The sequence below is a fragment of the Streptomyces sp. NPDC048278 genome (assembly GCF_040652195.1).
In the GTDB taxonomy this organism is placed as follows: domain Bacteria; phylum Actinomycetota; class Actinomycetes; order Streptomycetales; family Streptomycetaceae; genus Streptomyces.
The window spans coordinates 37,797-50,053 of record NZ_JBEZLP010000038.1; the positions used below are offsets into that span (position 1 = coordinate 37,797).

At 71.1% G+C, this 12,257-nt stretch carries 13 protein-coding genes; 6 read left to right on the forward strand and 7 right to left on the reverse strand.

Annotated features, from left to right (window positions below; all coding sequences use genetic code 11):
• Positions 1-65: 65 nt before the first annotated feature.
• The 5 genes from AB0D74_RS41695 to AB0D74_RS41715 all read left to right on the forward strand — a co-directional run bounded on the left by AB0D74_RS41695 (position 66) and on the right by AB0D74_RS41715 (position 6,802).
• On the forward strand, positions 66-836 hold the full coding sequence (locus AB0D74_RS41695; protein ID WP_362599127.1) for an SDR family oxidoreductase: 771 nt from the start codon (positions 66-68) through the stop codon (positions 834-836).
• A 26-nt stretch (positions 837-862) separates the two neighbouring features.
• On the forward strand, positions 863-1,894 hold the full coding sequence (locus AB0D74_RS41700; RefSeq protein WP_362599129.1) for a zinc-binding dehydrogenase: 1,032 nt from the start codon (positions 863-865) through the stop codon (positions 1,892-1,894).
• 178 nt (positions 1,895-2,072) lie between these two features.
• Positions 2,073-3,740: a 2,3-epoxybenzoyl-CoA dihydrolase gene (boxC, locus tag AB0D74_RS41705; RefSeq protein WP_362599131.1), complete on the forward strand. Its 1,668-nt coding sequence runs from the start codon at positions 2,073-2,075 to the stop codon at positions 3,738-3,740.
• A 4-nt stretch (positions 3,741-3,744) separates the two neighbouring features.
• A complete protein-coding gene (gene boxB, locus AB0D74_RS41710) occupies positions 3,745-5,166 on the forward strand; it encodes a benzoyl-CoA 2,3-epoxidase subunit BoxB (RefSeq protein ID WP_362599133.1) in 1,422 nt (473 codons plus the stop codon).
• Positions 5,167-5,176: 10 nt separating this feature from the next.
• On the forward strand, positions 5,177-6,802 hold the full coding sequence (locus AB0D74_RS41715) for a benzoate-CoA ligase family protein (protein WP_362599135.1): 1,626 nt from the start codon (positions 5,177-5,179) through the stop codon (positions 6,800-6,802).
• On the opposite strand, the gene AB0D74_RS41720 is transcribed toward AB0D74_RS41715, so the two are convergent.
• The 6 genes from AB0D74_RS41720 to AB0D74_RS41745 form a co-directional block, all read right to left on the reverse strand.
• Complete coding sequence (locus AB0D74_RS41720; RefSeq protein ID WP_362599137.1) at positions 6,775-7,677, reverse strand: PaaX family transcriptional regulator C-terminal domain-containing protein; 903 nt, start codon at positions 7,675-7,677, stop codon at positions 6,775-6,777. The genes AB0D74_RS41715 and AB0D74_RS41720 overlap by 28 nt on opposite strands.
• A gap of 82 nt (positions 7,678-7,759) precedes the next feature.
• Positions 7,760-8,494 carry a hypothetical protein gene (locus tag AB0D74_RS41725; RefSeq protein ID WP_362599139.1) on the reverse strand — a complete coding sequence of 245 codons (735 nt, stop codon included), beginning with the start codon at positions 8,492-8,494 and terminating at the stop codon, positions 7,760-7,762.
• 49 nt (positions 8,495-8,543) lie between these two features.
• A complete protein-coding gene (locus AB0D74_RS41730; RefSeq protein ID WP_362599141.1) occupies positions 8,544-9,215 on the reverse strand; it encodes a response regulator transcription factor in 672 nt (223 codons plus the stop codon).
• A gap of 10 nt (positions 9,216-9,225) precedes the next feature.
• The gene (locus tag AB0D74_RS41735) at positions 9,226-9,483 is read right to left on the reverse strand and encodes a YciI family protein (RefSeq protein WP_362599143.1); all 258 of its coding nucleotides are present in this window, start codon (positions 9,481-9,483) and stop codon (positions 9,226-9,228) included.
• A gap of 56 nt (positions 9,484-9,539) precedes the next feature.
• Positions 9,540-10,241, reverse strand: coding sequence for a flavodoxin family protein (locus AB0D74_RS41740; protein WP_362599144.1), 702 nt, complete (start codon positions 10,239-10,241; stop codon positions 9,540-9,542).
• A 33-nt stretch (positions 10,242-10,274) separates the two neighbouring features.
• Entirely contained in the window at positions 10,275-10,907 is a 633-nt protein-coding gene (locus AB0D74_RS41745; protein WP_362599146.1) for an isochorismatase family cysteine hydrolase, read from the reverse strand.
• 179 nt (positions 10,908-11,086) lie between these two features.
• Between AB0D74_RS41745 and AB0D74_RS41750 the strand changes: the two genes are divergently transcribed.
• The gene (locus AB0D74_RS41750) at positions 11,087-11,671 is read left to right on the forward strand and encodes a TetR/AcrR family transcriptional regulator (RefSeq protein ID WP_362599148.1); all 585 of its coding nucleotides are present in this window, start codon (positions 11,087-11,089) and stop codon (positions 11,669-11,671) included.
• A 15-nt stretch (positions 11,672-11,686) separates the two neighbouring features.
• Here the strand turns inward: AB0D74_RS41750 and AB0D74_RS41755 are convergent, their stop codons facing one another.
• Entirely contained in the window at positions 11,687-12,103 is a 417-nt protein-coding gene (locus AB0D74_RS41755; protein WP_362599150.1) for a hypothetical protein, read from the reverse strand.
• Positions 12,104-12,257: the final 154 nt, after the last annotated feature.

Genomic DNA, 12,257 nt, shown 5'->3' on the forward strand with positions numbered 1-12,257 from the left:
CTCCACCGACCGGCTCCACCGACCGGCTCCACCGACCGGCTCCACCGACCAGGAAGACGCCACACATGACCTCCCCCTTCGACCTGACCGGCCGGATCGCCCTGGTCACCGGATCGAGCCGCGGCATCGGACTCGGGATCGCCACGGGCCTCGCGGACGCCGGGGCCACCCTCGTCCTCAACGGAGTCGACCCCGGCCGCCTGGACGCCACACGCAAGGCGCTCGCCGGCCGGTTCGGCGAGCGGCGGGTCGCGGCCCGCGCCTTCGACATCGTCGACGAGGACGCCGTCGCCGAGGCCGTCGAGTCGATCGAGTCCGAGGTCGGCCCCGTCGACGTCCTGGTGAACAACGCCGGAGTCCAGCACCGCGAGCCGATGACCGAGGTGAGCCTCGACGACTGGCGGCGCGTGATCGACACCGACCTCACCGGAGCCTTCGTCGTCGGCCGTCAGGTCGCCCGGCGGATGCTGCCCCGCCGCTCCGGAAAGATCATCAACGTCTGCTCGGTCCAGACCGACCTCGCCCGGCCGACCATCGGCGCCTACACGGCGGCCAAGGGCGCCCTGCGCAACCTGACCCGGGCCATGACCGCGGAGTGGGCCGGCGAGGGACTGCAGATCAACGGCATCGCGCCCGGATACATCCACACCGAGATGACCCAGAACCTGGTGGACGACGAGGAGTTCAACGGCTGGATCCTCGGCCGGACCCCGGCCCGGCGCTGGGGCACGGTGGCCGATGTGGTCGGCCCGACCGTGTGGCTCGCCTCCAGCGCCTCCGACTACGTCAACGGCCAGGTCGTCTTCGTCGACGGCGGCATGACGGCCGTCGTCTGAGCCGCGGCCCGAGAAAGGATCCCCTCATGACCTCCAGCACTCTCGCGGTCGTCGCCCACGGCGCGGACGACGTCCGGATCGAGCAGGTCACCCTGCGCCCGCCCGGGCCGGACGAAGCGGTGGTCGCCGTCGCCTACGGCGGTATCTGCGGCTCCGATCTGCACTACTGGCGGCACGGGGCCGTGGGGGAGTCCGTCCTGCGGGCGCCGATGGTCCTCGGGCACGAGGTGGCTGGTACGGTCGTACGGGCGGCGGCCGACGGAAGCGGCCCCGCCGCCGGCACCCGGGTCACCGTGCACCCCGCGACGCGGGAGCACACCGACGCCCGCTTCCCCCACGACCGCCCCAATCTCTCGCCCGGGGTGCGCTACCTCGGCTCCGCCGCGCGGTTCCCGCACACCGAGGGCGCCTTCGCCCGCGAGGTCGTGCTCCCCACGGCGATGCTGCGCGCCCTGCCCGACGGCCTGGACCTGCGGGTCGCCGCCCTGGCCGAGCCCGCCGCCGTCGCCTGGCACGCCGTGGCGCAGGCGGGCGACCCGCGGGGCAGACGCGTTTTGGTCGTCGGCAGCGGGCCGATCGGCGCCCTCGCCGTCGCGGTGGCGCGCCGCGCCGGGGCCGCCGAGATCGTGGCGGTCGACCTGCACGCCAAGCCCCGGGAGATCGCGACCGCGGTCGGCGCCACCCGGACGCTCGACGCGGGCGACGCGGAGGCCATTGCGGCGGTGGACGCGGACGTGGTGATCGAGTCCTCCGGCAACCACCGGGGCCTCGCCTCCGCCATCGCGGGCGCCACCCGCGGCGGCACGGTGGTCATGGTCGGTCTGCTGCCGAACGGCGACCAGCCCGTCCCGATCGCGCACGCCATCACCCGCGAACTCCGCCTGGTCGGATCCTTCCGCTTCAACGACGAGATCGACGAGGTGATCACGGCACTCGCCGACGGCACCCTGGCGGTCGGCCCGGTCGTCACCCACACCTTCCCCGCCGCCCAGGCCCTCGAAGCCCTCGCCGTCGCCGGCGACCCCTCGGTCTCCGGCAAGGTCCTCCTCTCCTTCTGAGACCCCGGTTCCTTCCGAGACCACGATCCGGCAGCTCCAGGCCGTGTTCGCGGGCCTCGTGCCGTCCGGCCCGCACGGGCCGGCCACGATTGATGTTCTACAGAACCTTGACGTAGTTGAGAATTGATGTGGAGGATTTCCCCACTGGTACCCGTGCCCGCGCGAGGAGGCGCTCAGCATGGTGGTGGTGTCCTTCGACCGGAGCCCGCAGACGTACCGGCACTGGCGGCTGAGCACGGACGGGCCGCTCGCCTGGCTGGAGTTGGACGTCGACGAACACGGCGGCCTGGTCCCCGGCTACGAGCTCAAGCTCAACTCCTACGACCTGGGCGTGGACATCGAGCTGTACGACGCGGTGCAGCGGCTGCGCTTCGAGCACCCCGAGGTCCGCTCGGTGGTGGTGACCAGCGCCAAGGAGAAGGTGTTCTGCGCGGGCGCCAACATCCGGATGCTGGCGGCCTCCCCGCACGAGTGGAAGGTCAACTTCTGCAAGTTCACCAACGAGACCCGCAACAGCATGGAGGACGCCTCGGAGCACTCCGGGCTCACCTTCATCGCCGCCGTCAACGGCGCCTGCGCGGGCGGCGGTTACGAACTCGCGCTGGCCTGCGACCGGATCCTGCTGATCGACGACAACGCCTCCACGGTCGCCCTGCCCGAGGTCCCGCTGCTCGGCGTGCTGCCCGGCACCGGCGGACTGACCCGGGTCACCGACAAGCGCCGCGTCCGCAAGGATCTCGCGGACCTCTTCGCCACCCGCAGTGACGGCGTGCGCGGCAAGACGGCGGTGGACTGGCGCCTCGTCGACGAGGTCGTCCCGCGCCGGGAGTTCCGTACGATCGTCGAGCAGCGGGCCCTGGAGGCGGCAGGGCACGCCACCCGCCCGGACGACGTGCGGGGCATCGCGCTGACCCCGCTGGAGCGCGAAGTCACCGACGACGGCCTCGCCTACCGCCACGTACGCGCCGAGTACGACCGTCCGCTCGGCCTGGTCCGCGTCACCGTGCGCGGTCCCGCCGGGCCCCCGCCCGCCGACACCGGCGCTCTGCACGCCCAGGGTGCCGACGGCTGGCTGCTGGCCGTCACCCGCGAACTCGACGACCTCATCCTGCGGTTGCGCACCAACGAGACCGAGCTCGGCACCTGGGTGCTGCGCACCGAGGGCGTCCCCGAACTGGTCCTCGCCCATGAGCGGGCCGTACTGGACGCGGCTGCCCGGGGCGACTGGCTCGCGGGCGAGATCCTGCACTACTACAAGCGCACCCTGAAGCGGCTGGACGTCACCAGCCGCAGCCTCGTCGCCCTCGTCGAGCCGGGCGGCTGCTTCGCCGGGCTGCTCCTGGAACTCGCCCTCGCCTGCGACCTCCAGTACATGCTGGACGGCCCGCCGCCGGACGATCCCGACAGCCCGGAGCGGGCCGTCCTCGCGCTCTCCGACGCCAACTTCGGCCCCTTCCCCATGGGCAACGGGCTGACCCGCCTGGAGTCCCGCTTCTACCGGGAGGACGACCACCTCGACTGGCTGCGCCAGGAGACCGGCCGCCCGCTGAGCGCCGCCCGGGCCCGCGAACTCGGCCTGGTCACCGACGCGCCCGACGACCTCGACTGGGAGGACGAGATCCGGCTCGTCCTGGAGGCGCGGGCGGCCCTGAGCCCGGACGCGCTGACCGGGATGGAGGCCAACCACCGGTTCGTCGGCCCGGAGACCATCGAGACCAAGATCTTCGGCCGGCTCACCGCCTGGCAGAACTGGATCTTCATCCGCCCCAACGCCTCCGGTCCCGAAGGCGCGTTGCGCCGCTACGGCACCGGACAGAAGGCGGTCTACGACCGGAAGCGAGTGTGACCCGATGCCCTCCGCGATCGACTACGACTCCCGCATCCCCAACAACGTCTCCCTCGCCGACGACCGCCGCCTGCAACGGGCGTTGGAGGGCTGGCAGCCCAAGTTCCTGAACTGGTGGGGCGAGATGGGTCCCACGCTGGAGAACCACGGGGTGTACCTGCGCACCGCCGTCTCCGTCGGGCGGGACGGCTGGGCCCACTTCGGCCACGTCGACGTGCCCGACTACCGCTGGGGCATCTTCCTGGCCGAGCCCACCCCCGACCGCCGTATCGGCTTCGGGGAACACCAGGGCGAGCCGGTCTGGCAGCAGGTGCCCGGCGAATACCGCGCCGACCTGCGCCGCCTCATCGTCGTCCAGGGCGACACCGAGCCCGCCTCCGTCGAACAGCAGCGCCTGCTCGGGCTGACCGCGCCCAGCCTCTACGACCTGCGCAACCTCTTCCAGGTCAACGTCGAGGAGGGCCGCCACCTCTGGGCGATGGTCTACCTGCTGCACGCCTACTTCGGCCGCGAGGGCCGCGAGGAGGCCGAGGCACTGCTGCACCGCAACTCCGGCAGCCCCGACGCCCCGCGCATCCTGGGCGCGTTCAACGAGGAGACCGCCGACTGGCTGGCCTTCTACATGTTCACGTACTTCACCGACCGGGACGGCAAGTACCAGCTCGGCTCGCTCAAGGAGAGCGCCTTCGACCCGCTCTCCCGGACCTGCTCCTTCATGCTGAAGGAGGAGGCCCACCACATGATGGTCGGCACCACGGGCGTCGACCGGGTGGTCACCCGCAGCGCCCAACTCGTCCGCGAGCACGACACCCTGGACATCGCCGCGTGCGGGGGCATCCCGCTCGACGTCATCCAGAAGTACATCAACTTCCACTACACGGTCTCCCTGGACCTGTTCGGCGGCGAGACCTCCACCAACGCGGCCAACTACTACACCGCCGGGCTCAAGGGCCGCTGGATGGAGGAGCGCCGCAAGGACGACCACCGGCTCGCCGACGACAGCGCCTTCCTGGACAGGCCCCAGGACGACGGGAGTTGGAGCCAGGAGGAGGTCTCCGCGCTGCTCGCCCTCAACCTCGACCTGCGCGACGAGTACATCTCCGACTGCCGGGGCGGTGTCACCCGCTGGAACCGGATCCTCGCGGAGCACGGCGTCGACCACCGGCTGACCCTGCCCCACCCCGGCTTCAACCGTGACGTCGGCCTCGCCGCCGGACACCACGTCACCCCCGACGGCACGATCGTCGACGAACAGACCTGGGAGGCGAGCCGCCACCACTGGCTCCCCACCGCCGAGGACCTCGCGTTCGTCAGGTCGCTGATGCAGCCGGTGTACGAGCGCGGCAGGATCGCCCACTGGGTGGCACCGCCGGCCAACGGCATCAACGGCAAACCGTTCGACTACGAGTACGTCCGACTGGTGTGAGGTGAGCCGGATGCCCGAGCTCTTCAACGCGGCGGACCACCTGGTCGACCGGCATCTGCGGGAGGGCAACGGCGACCGTACGGCCGTCGTCACCCCGGCCCGGAGCCTCACCTACGCGCAGCTGTCGACCGAGGTCCGCCGGGTGGCCGCGGGGCTGCGCGCGCTCGGCCTGCGGCCCGAGGAACGCGTCCTGATGTGCATGACGGACGACGTCGAGCTGTTCACCGCGATCCTCGCGGCGTTCCGGATCGGTGCCGTGGCGGTCCCCGCCTCGACCATGCTCACCGGTGGTGAACTGGGCACGCTGATCGCCGACTCGCGCTGCCGGGTGGTGCTCGGCTCCGCCGAGTTCGCCCCGCTGGTGCGCGCCGCGCTCGGATCGGCACCGGAGGTCGCACAGGCCGTCCTGACCGGCCCCGACGCCACCGGGCTTCCGGCGCACGTACACGGCCGGACCTGGCAGCAGCTGCTGGACGCCGGCGCCGGCGACGGGCTGCCGGACGCCGCAGGCGACGACCCGCCGTACCCGACCTGGCCCGACTCGCACGCGCTGTGGCTGTACACCTCCGGCACCACCGGCACCCCCAAGGCGGCCATGCACCGGCACGCCGACATCCGGCTGGTGGCCGAGAACTACGGGCGGCGCGTCCTCGGCATCGGCCCCGGCGACCGCTGCCTGTCGGTCGCCAAGCTGTTCTTCGCGTACGGCCTCGGCAACTCGCTCTTCTTCCCGCTCGCGGCGGGCGGCACGGCGCTGCTCGAACCCGCCAGACCGTCCCCGGCGCTCTTCGCGAAACGCGCGGCGGCCGACCGGGCGACGGTGCTGTTCGGCACCCCCAGTTTCTACGGCCCCCTGCTCGCGAGTGCCGACGTCCCCGACGACGCGTTCACCACCGTACGACTCGGTGTCGCGGCCGGCGAGGCACTGCCCGCGCCGATGTACCACGGCATGCTCCGGCGGTTCGGCGTGGAGGTGCTCGACGGCATCGGTTCCACCGAGATGCTGCACATCTTCGTCTCCAACCGCCCGGGACGCGTCCACCCCGGCTCCTCCGGCGAACCCGTTCCGGGGTACACCGTGGAGCTGCGGGACGCGCAGGGCGAGGTGGTGGCGGGCACCGGCACACCGGGGGAGCTGTACGTGCGGGGCGAATCGGCCGCCGTCGGCTACTGGTGCCGGGCGGAGACCACCCGGCAGGTGTTCCTCGGCGACCGGGTGCGCACCGGCGACACCTACGTCCGCAACGCCGACGGCACCTACACCTGCCTGGGCCGCACCGGCGACCTGCTCAAGGCCGGCGGCATCTGGGTCTCACCGGCCGAGGTGGAGGAGCGGCTGCTCGCCCACCCCGACGTGGCCGAGGCCGCCGTGGTCGGCGCACCGGACGCGGACGGCCTGGACAAGCCGGTCGCCTGCGTGGTGCCGGTGCCCGGCCGGGACATCGATCCGGACGCCCTGGTCGCCTGGTGCCGCGAGGGCCTGGCCGCCTTCAAACGCCCGCGCGTCGTCCTGCAGTTGCCCGAACTGCCCCGCACCCCCACCGGCAAGATCCGCCGGAACGTCCTGCGGACCATGGCCCGCGACGGCTCCTGTGCCGGGCTGCCTGCTCAGGAACCGCCGTCCCGGTCGCCCTGATCCCGCGTCAGCTCCGTCCAGCGTGCCAGTGCCGCCGGGCTCCACTCGGCATGTCTGCTGTGGAACAGCGCGGCGGCCCTGGCCCCGTTCCAGCCGGGCGGCAGCAGCTTCGGGGGCAGCCGGGGGTCGAGGAACGGGAACCGGCGCCACTCGTGCACCAGCATGGTCTGGGCGTGCAGTACGGCGTCGCCGTCGGCCGGGCGCAGACCGGTGAACTCGTCGATGAACGCCTCGTACCGCTCCTCCACCTCGCTCAGGTCCCAGGCGCGCGCCACCATCGCGGCCTCACTGCCGACGGCACCGTACGAGGCGGTGAAGGACATCGCCCCGTCCGCGAGCCCGAGTTCCTTCAGGACGCCGAGGGCCTCCGCCTCCCGGTCCGCGTGCGGGGTGATCCACACACCGGGTTCGGGGGAGCCGAAGCCCGCCCAGGTCAACCGGGTGCGCACCCGGTGGCGCAGATCCCGTTTCGCCTCCGGCACCGACGCCAGCACCACCAGCCAGGTGCCGTCCCAGGCGGCCTCGCCGCTCCCGAAGTCGTAGATGCGCTGCGCGCCCTCGGTCAGCAGCCGGCGTCCCGGCGGGGTCAGCGCCCAGCGCACCCGGCGGCCGACGCGCTCGGAGGCCAGCCAGCCCTCGGCCCCGGTGCGTGCCAGCGACTGACGGGCCGACTTCTCCTCGACCTCGAACCTCGCCAGCGCGTCCACCAGTGCCGACGTCCACACCGGGCGGCCCTGCGGAAGCACGTACTCACCGAGCATGGTCATCAGCAGCGACCGCGCGCTGACCTCGCCGATCTCCCGCCGTCGGCTCACCACCGGCCGCGTCCGGCCCATGGCGGTCCCGCCGGACCCGCTTGCCGCCGCACCCGCCATGGCCGCCCGCCTCCCTCACCGTCACCGTCTCCGTGTAGTACACAATAACTTGTCGTCACGGTGACTTTCAGTAGAGGGTCGGTCAGGATCGGCCGTGGGCCACCACACCGTCGATGTCGATACCGATGGACCAGTTCTCGCCGGCCGAGTTGTCGGCGTTGCGCCGGTGGACCCGCCGCCTGGTCGGGAACCTGATTCCCTCGAACGTCCGGTACCCGCCGACGTAGTGGGCGACGGCGACGCCGACGTTGACGTCCACTTCGTAGTCGAGTCTGCGCAGCAGACCGTCGTCGCCGAAGTAGAAGGTCTGCCTGGCCGTGTGCGTGGCGATGGACCCGGGAAACTCCACGTGCAGCCGGCGCCACACTTCCCCGTTCTCCGTCCAGGGCTCTCCTTCGTGGGAGGTGACGTCGGGACGGTCGAACAGGAAGGGGGTGGTGAGGTAGTTCCACATGGCGTAGCCGATGAAGTAGCCGACCTGGAGCGGCTGCCAGGGCGAGGTGAGGTCGTATCCCCGGTATGTCGACCGGATACCGGTCCGCGACTCCAGCACCGTGCCGTCCGACGCGGCTCGCAGCTCGATCACGTCGTCGTCGGCGCGGAACACGAAGTCGTGATCGGGCCGGCCCCAGGGGCTGAACCGGACCAGTTGGCGTCGGGTGTCGATCGTCACGGTCTCGTTCAGCGGTTCGTCGGAGAAGCCCCGCACGGCCCAGAAGGGACCGTGGAGCTTCGTCCGAACCTCCAGGCTGCCGATCCGCGACCAGCGTTCACGGCCGCCGTGCGCTGAAATGACATGGTCGAGCAGGTCGTTCATGGGTGTCTCCGGTGTGTTGCTGATCTGTCGATGTCGTCGCCGGGTGCCGTCAGAGAAGGCCGGCGCGGATCATGTAGGCCACCGCGTGCGTTCTGTTCTTCACCCCGAGCGTGTTGATGATGGCGTGGACGATGCTCTTGATCGTCCTTTCCGAGTAGCTGAGGCGACTGGCGATCTGCGCGGTGTCGAGCCCGTCCGAGAGCATCCTGAGAACGGTCATGTCCCGGGCGCTGAGGCCTGATCCGGCACCGGACCCATGGCGTTCCATGCGCCTCATGTGCTGGATCAGGGGCCCCAGTATGTGCGGCGGCACATCGGCGTGCCCGATGCTCGCGGCAACGGCGGCGTCGGCGATCTCCGAGAAGGTGGCGGTCGGGCGCAGCACCACGCTGACGACTCCGAGGCTGATGGCCCGGACGAGTCGCGGCTCGGTGATGGAGTCGGTGACCAGGACGGCACGCGCGTGCGGCTGGTCGGCCGAGATCCGCTCCACGTGCTTCAGCACCTGGTCCGAGGCCGCTTCGTCGAAGGCCACGAGGACGTCCGCCTTCCGCTCGTCCCCCCGCGGCAGTACCCGCAGTCCCGGGAACGCGGCAAGGGCGGCGACAGCACCCTCGTAGGTGATCCGGTCACCGGAGACGACGGCCACGGCGAGCGGAGGACCGGTCTCGGCGCCGCCGCTCTGTCCCGCGGACGTCTGATGAATCCCGGTGTTGATCATGGAGCGGGTGTCAGAGCCGGCCGACTTCGATGAATTCGAAGGTCAGCAGACCGTGGGCCGCGTACGGCAGTTGGCCGAGCTGTTCACGCGCGCTGTCGAGACTCTCGGCCTCCACGATCAGGAAGGCTCCGGGTCTGTCGGTGCGGCGGAAGGAGGAGAGCACGACGCCGTCCGCCTTCAGCCTTCGCAGGACGCGGGCCTCGTCTTCCGCGTGCGGTGCCAGTTGCTCGCGTTCGGCCGTGACGGTGCCGGTGACGTGCAGGTACATGGTGGTGTCCTCGTTCGTGGGTGTTGTCGAGTGGTGCCCGGGCCCGGGAAACGCGGTCAGCCGGCGCTCGCGCCCTGCGCGGTACGGGCCTGGGCGTCCGCCGCGCTGCGGGCGGAGATCTCCCGGAAGTCCTCCAGCGTGTGACGTGCGACGTCGTAGCCGCGGCCGTGGGTCCACCGGGCGGTCAGCTCGGCCAGCCGGGCCCCGTACCGCTCGGCGGTGACGAGGTCCCCGTGCGCGGCGACGGCCCCGGGCTCCTCGTCCACGTTGGTCTGGCCCATGACGCCGAGCCAGGAACCCAGCCGGTTCACGTCGTACACCGATCCGCCCGTCCAGTTGTTGCCGGAGGCGTCGCCGACCGAGATCCACTGCATGTTCATCTGCGCGGCGAACACCGCGAGTTGCTGAAGGGAGAACAGCTTGTCGCCGTTCTGCGAGGCGGAGTGGGTGAACCCGCCGGCGAGCTTGTCCTTCCACTCCTGCCCGAGGAACGGATAGAAGCCGGCCTCGAGGAAGGCCTTGAACACGGCCGAGACGCTGCCCATGTACGTCGGTGCGCCGAAGACGATCGCGTCCGACTCCTTCAGCAGTTCCATGGTCGCGGCGTCGGACCAGCGTCCTTCGTGGACCTGGTGTCCCTCGATCTCCGCCAGCCGCACCTCGGTGCCGGGTACGCTCCGCGCTCCGCGGGCGACGCTCTCGGCGAGGGCGCGGGTGTGGCCGTTGGGGTAGTGGAAGACAACGGTGACAGTAGCCATGTGGGGGGAACCTCTCCGATCGTGCGGTGTTCGTCAGGCGGCCGGGGCGGGCACGACGGCGGCCAGGAAGGCGTCGACCGTCGTGACCTCGTGGCCGTAGGTGGGGTAGGAGATCTCCAGGGCGGCCCGATGGGCCTCCTCCGTGAAGTCGGCCACGGCGTCCGTGAGGAAGGTGACGTGGTACCCGGCTTCCAGTGCGTGCCGGCCGGTCCCCTCGACACAGGTCTGGGAGGTCAGTCCGGCCAGGACCACGTGCTCGATGCCCCGGGCGGTGAGCTGCTCGTGCAGGTCCGTGCCGGCGAACGAGTCGAACATGTGGTGGCGGCCGACCACCACGTCCCCGTCCTGGGGGCGCAGCGGCGGGTAGAAGTCCGCGCCGTCGGTGCCCTCCCAGAAGACCTGGTTGTCCACCGCGAACCGGAAGCGCGGCAGCACGTGCCTGACGTCGTCGAAGACGCCCTCGTGGAGGCCGTGGGGTGCGTAGAAGACGGTGACGCCGGCCTCACGGGCGCCTGCCGCCAGGCGGGCGAGCTGCGCGTGCAGGCCGGTCCTGTCCAGCATGGGGCCTATCTGCCCGCTCAGCTTCCCGTTCGCGGCCAGGAAGTCGTTGAGGGGGTCGATCAGGACCACGGCGGTGCGCGTGGCGGGGTAGGGCTGAGGGCTCATGGGGGTTCTTTCTGTCGGGTCGCGCGCCGCCGGCGCGGGGGGTCTGCTGCTCGGCGGCCCGGACGGCCATCCCATTTACATGATGACCATCATGAATAACTTCATCATGATGGCCATCATGTAAATTGTCAAACAGGGATACGGTTCAGGAGGTGGACATGCGTGCTTCTCGTGAGCAGGTGGCTGCAAACCGTGAGGCCATCGTCGTCAGCGCAGGTCAGCAGTTCAGGAAGCGTGGCTTCGACGATGTGACCATCGCCGACGTGATGAAGGCCGCGGGGCTGACCCACGGTGGCTTCTACGGCTACTTCGGCTCCAAGGAGGCGCTGGCCGCGGCGGTGTGCGAGCGGGGGATCGCAGAGAGTGTCGCGGCCGTCGACGCGGTGGCGGCGCAGGGCGGGGAGGACGGCGGACCGGACGCCGAGCCCCTGCTGCACCGGTTCGTGGAGGACTACGTGTCGGCCCGGCACCGGGACAGCCCGGACGACGGGTGCAGCGTCGCGGCACTGGCCCAGGACGCCGGCCGGAACTCCACGGAGATCCAGCGCATCTTCGCCACCGGCATCACGGGCATGGCGGAGTCGCTGAGCCGGCTGCGGGCACTGGACGCACCGGACCGGGCACCGGGGGCCGGGCCCGACTTCGCCACCCTGTCCACCATGATCGGCGCGTTGGCCCTCTCACGAGCGGTGGCCAAGGCCGACCCCGGGCTGTCCGAGACGATCCTGGAGGCGGCACGGGCACACATCGAGACCCCGGTCTGAGGGACCCGTCGCGGGCTACTGCTTGCCCAGCAGCTCGCGCACGTGTCGCACGATCTCCTCGTTGGTGAAGGAATGGCCGGCGATGCCCCAGCCACCGGGTACGGCCTCGGTCAACGCGACCCAGGTCCGGTTCGCCAGGTCGGGGTCGGCCGCGGCCGACGCCACCGCCGCGGTGATGTCGCCGACCACGCCCAGCTGCTGCCCGCGGTCCAGAGCACCGGAGCTGGTGGTCACCTGCACGCGCACGCACTCGCTCCGGCCACTGGCCGTGGACAGCGCGTCCGAGGGCAGTTCGTGGATGAACGCGGCGGTGTTGTCACCGAAGAAGGGGATGTCCGGCACCTTCTCCCAGCGCATGACGATCCGGGCGAGTTCCCTTGCCAGGGCGTTCCTGTCGCTGAAGGTGCCGGCGGCGGCATACACGTCGATCATGGGCATGGGTGTCCTACCTCAGGGCTGAGAAGATGTCTCGCCGAAGATCGGCGGCGATCCCGGATCCGGCGGCCGAGCCGCGGAGCGGTCCGCGAAAACGTAACCCAACAGCCCGAACGCACCGGCCGGTTGCCGCTGCCCCGACTGCCCCGAC

Coding starts and splice junctions, on each gene's coding strand:
- AB0D74_RS41695 (WP_362599127.1), top strand. CDS start 66: ATGACCTCCCCCTTCGACCTGACCGGCCGGATCGCCCTGGTCACCGGA.
- AB0D74_RS41720 (WP_362599137.1), bottom strand. CDS start 7,677: ATGGCGGGTGCGGCGGCAAGCGGGTCCGGCGGGACCGCCATGGGCCGG.
- AB0D74_RS41730 (WP_362599141.1), bottom strand. CDS start 9,215: ATGATCAACACCGGGATTCATCAGACGTCCGCGGGACAGAGCGGCGGC.
- AB0D74_RS41700 (WP_362599129.1), top strand. CDS start 863: ATGACCTCCAGCACTCTCGCGGTCGTCGCCCACGGCGCGGACGACGTC.
- AB0D74_RS41745 (WP_362599146.1), bottom strand. CDS start 10,907: ATGAGCCCTCAGCCCTACCCCGCCACGCGCACCGCCGTGGTCCTGATC.
- AB0D74_RS41725 (WP_362599139.1), bottom strand. CDS start 8,494: ATGAACGACCTGCTCGACCATGTCATTTCAGCGCACGGCGGCCGTGAA.
- AB0D74_RS41740 (WP_362599144.1), bottom strand. CDS start 10,241: ATGGCTACTGTCACCGTTGTCTTCCACTACCCCAACGGCCACACCCGC.
- AB0D74_RS41755 (WP_362599150.1), bottom strand. CDS start 12,103: ATGATCGACGTGTATGCCGCCGCCGGCACCTTCAGCGACAGGAACGCC.
- AB0D74_RS41735 (WP_362599143.1), bottom strand. CDS start 9,483: ATGTACCTGCACGTCACCGGCACCGTCACGGCCGAACGCGAGCAACTG.
- boxB (WP_362599133.1), top strand. CDS start 3,745: ATGCCCTCCGCGATCGACTACGACTCCCGCATCCCCAACAACGTCTCC.
- boxC (WP_362599131.1), top strand. CDS start 2,073: ATGGTGGTGGTGTCCTTCGACCGGAGCCCGCAGACGTACCGGCACTGG.
- AB0D74_RS41715 (WP_362599135.1), top strand. CDS start 5,177: ATGCCCGAGCTCTTCAACGCGGCGGACCACCTGGTCGACCGGCATCTG.